The following is a 1,966-nucleotide window of genomic DNA, read 5'->3' on the forward strand; positions in this document are numbered from 1 at the left end:
GAAGGTCCGTGCGCGTGCGCAGGCGCCGGGCGGGTGGGTCGGGGTTCGTCATGTGCCGCTCCCAGGGAGAGCCGATCGGCGGGCAGGAGACGTGCTTCTCCCCCCATTGTCGTCATCCGTGGGCGGTTTCCCGTCGTGGACGGGTCGACGCGGTGGTCCGATCCTCGTACGAAGCGTGCGCCGTCGGTGGTACGGACCGGCCACCCGGCGGGGCGCGGGGCGGCCGGGGCGGCGGGCGTACGCGGCCGGGGCCGCGCGTCAGCGCGCCGCGGCGAGCGGGTACGACGGGAGGTCGATGTCCCCGGCCTTGGCGAACTGGGCGGCGAGCAGGTTCCGCATCGGCCGACGGTTCACCTGGCGTATCGAGAGGTTCCGCAGCCGGATGCCCAGCGCGCTCGCCGGCGCGAAGCCCGCCGCGCCGCCCGGCGGCAGCTCCTGGGCCCGGTCGACGTAGGGCCGCATCACCCGGTCGTAGCGCGGGAACGCCACCCGGTGGTCGCCGCCGGCCGCGGCCAGCTCGCCCGCCAGCACGTACGCGCCGACCAGGGCCAGGCTGGTGCCCAGCCCGGTGAGTGGGGACGGGCAGTACCCGGCGTCGCCGAGCAGCACCACCCGGCCCCGGGACCACCGGTCGAGGCGTACCTGGCCCATCGAGTCGAAGAAGAAGTCCGAAGCCTCCCGCGCCGCCCGCAGCAGGTACGGGGTCTCCCAGCCGACCCCGGCGAAGCGCTCGGCGAGCAGCGCCCGATGGGCGTCGGCGTCGCGCCGGCCGACACCGAGCGGCGGTGAGCGGAAGCTCAGCCCGGCCTTGATCTCGCCGGAGTGCCGGCCCGGCCGGGCGGTGGCGACGCGGCCGCCCGGCGCGTTGTGCATCATGAACCAGCCGTCGAGGTCCGGGCCGTCCACGGCGGTGAACCACGCGGTGTACAGGTCCAGCGGCCGGACGTACTCCCGCTCCGGCCCGAACGCGAGCCCGCGCACCACCGAGTGGGGACCGTCCGCCCCGACGACGAGCCCGAACCGGCGGGTGCCCGCGGACCGGAAGCCGACCGTGACCCCCGACGCGTCCTCGTCGAGCTCCGTGATGGTGTCGTCGAACAGGTACTCGGTCTCGTGTCCCGGCCCGGTGGCCTCGTACAGCAGGCGCGCGAGGTCGCCCCGGAGGATCTCGATCTCGGAGATGATGCCCTCGCCGCCGAAACTGTCCGCCGTCATCCGCGCGCGGATCCGGCCGGAGGCGTCGACGCACGCGAAGCCGCGCTGGTCGAGGCTCAGGGCCCGCGCCTCCGCCAAGAGCCCCATCCGTTCCACGACGGTCCGGCCGGCGCCGCGGAGGTCCACGGCCTGACCGCCGGGGCGCGGGGCGGGCGCCCGTTCGACGACGGTGACGGAGAAGCCCGCCCGGCGCAGCCAGTAGGCGAGCGCGGGTCCGGCGATGCCTCCGCCGGATATGAGGATGTCGGTGTTCTGCATGGCTGGAATGTACGCCGTACGCATACGGTCGGGCAAGCGGGAGTTTGCGGTAACAACCGGAAGGCAGAGCCTTGTTGGAGTGTGTAGTGCACTAGTGCGGGGAGTGTCGGCGAGGGCCGCTCGGGGCGGTCCGGCCGCGCGTCGCCCGGCGCCCGCCGCTACGGTGATGCCCTCCGAGGTGCACTAGTGCGGAAAGGTAGGGGCCGTGGACGGGCGTACGGCGTCGCGCTCCGGCCGGATCGTGACGGAGATCCGGCGGCGCATCGAGGCGGGCGAACTGGCCCCGGGGGACCGGGTCCCCTCGACGCGCGAGATCACCCGGCAGTGGGGCGTCGCCATGGCGACCGCGACCAAGGTGCTCACCGAGCTCCGCCACGAGGGACTGGTCCGCGCGGTCCCGGGCGTCGGCACCGTCGTCGCCGCCCCGCCCCGGCGCCCGGGGCGCCCCGCCCGCCGCCCGGCCACCCCGCCGCCCGCCCCGGCCCCGGACCGG

The 1,966-nt window shown here is 75.5% G+C and carries 2 protein-coding genes; one reads left to right on the forward strand and one right to left on the reverse strand.

The genetic code is table 11. From position 1 onward, the window contains the following. Window positions 1-258: 258 nt before the first annotated feature. A complete protein-coding gene (locus JNW98_RS35085; RefSeq protein ID WP_223772315.1) occupies window positions 259-1,473 on the reverse strand; it encodes an FAD-dependent monooxygenase in 1,215 nt (404 codons plus the stop codon). A gap of 205 nt (window positions 1,474-1,678) precedes the next feature. Between JNW98_RS35085 and JNW98_RS35090 the strand changes: the two genes are divergently transcribed. Further along, window positions 1,679-1,966 (forward strand): GntR family transcriptional regulator (locus JNW98_RS35090; RefSeq protein ID WP_223772316.1); only part of this gene is annotated, 288 nt, incomplete at its 3' end.

It is taken from the genome of Streptomyces huiliensis, from assembly GCF_020037025.1.
Classification (GTDB): domain Bacteria; phylum Actinomycetota; class Actinomycetes; order Streptomycetales; family Streptomycetaceae; genus Streptomyces; species Streptomyces huiliensis.

Excerpts from the sequence above, each read along its gene's own strand:
- JNW98_RS35085 (WP_223772315.1), bottom strand. The coding sequence starts at position 1,473 with ATGCAGAACACCGACATCCTCATATCCGGCGGAGGCATCGCCGGACCC.